At 70.7% G+C, this 1,661-nt stretch carries 1 protein-coding gene; it reads left to right on the top strand.

The features are described 5' to 3' along the window. Positions 1 to 122 precede the first annotated feature (122 nt). A complete protein-coding gene (locus tag ACFY3N_RS36650; protein ID WP_390821095.1) occupies positions 123 to 1,499 on the top strand; it encodes an IS1380 family transposase in 1,377 nt (458 codons plus the stop codon). The last annotated feature ends 162 nt before the right edge of the window (positions 1,500 to 1,661 follow it).

Genomic DNA, 1,661 nt, shown 5'->3' with positions numbered 1-1,661 from the left:
CCTCGGGCTTTCGCGAGGTGGAGTGTCCGAGGCTTGATCAAATAAGCGGAGAGTGCTCCTGACCTGCAACGATGGGACTTGTCTAGGGTCCTGTTGGCTGCAGGGAAAGAAGCACTCTCCAGGTGAAGAAGCGTATCGGGTCGTACCCGCGTGTCCGCATCGAGGGCGGTGGCCGGGCGGTGGTCTCGCAGGCCGGGGGCGTGCTGTTGGTCGAGACCGTCCGCAAGGCCGGCCTGGACACCGCGATATCGGCGGCGCTGACGCCGTGGCGGAGGGCTCGGGCGGTGCACGATCCGGGCAAGGTCCTGCTGGACGTGGCCCTGGCGGTCGCGCTGGGCGGGGACTGCCTCGCGGATGTCGGCATGTTGCGGGCCGAGCCGGCCGTGTTCGGGCCGGTGGCCTCCGACCCGACGGTCTCCCGCCTCATCGACACCCTTGCAGCCTCCGAAGTGAAGGCCCTGCGGGCCATCCGTGCCGCGCGGGCTGAAGTGCGCCGACATGTCTGGCGGCTGGCCGGCCGGGAAGCGCCTGATGCGGGCGGTTCGGTGACCGTGGACCTCGACGGGGTGCTGGTGATCGCGCACTCCGACAAGGAGGACGCCGCACCTACGTGGAAGCGAACCTACGGCCACCACCCGCTGATGGGGTTCGTCGACCACGGACCGGGCGGCACCGGTGAACCGGTCGCGGCCCTGCTCAGACCGGGCAACGCAGGCTCGAACACGGCCACCGACCACATCACCGCCGCTCGACTGGCCCTGGCCCAGCTGCCGAAGAAGTACCGGCGCGGGCGCCGGACCCTGATCCGCACGGACTCCGCGGGCGGCACCCACGACTTCGTCGCCTGGCTCGCCCGGCGGGGACGGTGGCTGTCCTACTCGGTCGGCATGGTGATCACCGAGCAGGTCCACCAGCATGTGCTGAGGGTTCCTGCATCGGCCTGGACGCCGGCCGTCGAGGCGGACGGCGAGGTCCGGGACGGGGCCTGGGTCGCCGAGCTCACCGGCGACGTCCTGGACTGCTGGCCCAAGGGCATGCGGCTGATCGTCCGCAAGGAACGACCTCATCCCGGGGCCCAGTTGAGGCTCACGGACGCGGACGGCATGCGGCTGACCTGTTTCGCGACCAACACCGTCGGCCGGCCGATCGCCGAACTCGAACTGCGTCACCGGCTGCGGGCGAGGGCCGAGGACCGGATCCGGGCCGCCCGGGCCACCGGCCTGCGCAACCTGCCCTTGAAGCGCACGGCCCAGAACAAGGTCTGGCTGGAGATCGTGCAGATCGCTCTCGACCTGCTGGCCTGGATGCCGATGCTCGCCCTGACCGGCGAGGCACGACTCTGGGAGCCTCGCCGCCTGCGGCTCCGGCTGTTCTCCGCGGCCGGACAGCTCGTCACCACCGGCCGACGCCGCATCCTCCGCCTCGCCCGGCACTGGCCCTGGACCCGCCACATCACCGCCGGCCTCGAACGACTCGCACTCCTGCCGAACCCCGGCTGACCAGCGGATCCACCCGTCCCTACAACAGCCCTTCCCCACCCGGAGCAGTGGAACCCGGCGCCACCCCGAGACGACACTCGGGCCCTCGCCCTGCCCAACCTCAGCCCAGAACACGAAAACGGTCCACCGACTCCGTCGGCGGACCGTCACGCAAGATCGAGG

Origin of the sequence: Streptomyces sp. NPDC000348, from assembly GCF_042898795.1 — a bacterium.
Taxonomy (GTDB): Bacteria; Actinomycetota; Actinomycetes; order Streptomycetales; family Streptomycetaceae; genus Streptomyces.
The sequence above is the reverse complement of the archived record's forward strand: the minus strand, read 5'-3'. Positions and strand labels throughout refer to the sequence as shown.